This is a genomic window from Trabulsiella odontotermitis, assembly GCF_001297775.1.
GTDB classification, from domain to species: Bacteria; Pseudomonadota; Gammaproteobacteria; order Enterobacterales; family Enterobacteriaceae; genus Trabulsiella; species Trabulsiella odontotermitis.
Window position 1 is genome coordinate 845 of sequence record NZ_LIFX01000037.1, and the last position, 225, is coordinate 1069.

At 61.3% G+C, this 225-nt stretch carries 1 pseudogene; it reads right to left on the reverse strand.

From position 1 onward, the window contains the following. Window positions 1-225, reverse strand: a pseudogene (locus AOY23_RS22840) (Ig-like domain-containing protein); the annotation flags it as partial.

The window sequence follows — 225 nt, forward strand, 5'->3', positions numbered from 1 at the left end:
CGTTTTCATCCGCCACTGTCGAGCCAATCAGCTCGCCGTTGTCGTAGATGTCCACGCGGCTGCCCGGTTCGGCATCGCCCTTCAGGGTCGGGTTGGCATCGTCGGTGACGTCGCCACTCTGCAGTTCGTCACGGACAGTGCCCACGTCATCAATGGCAGAACCAATGGACGGTTTATCCGGTGCGGTGGTGTCGACGGTCAGATCGAAGGCCGGAGAGGTGACGT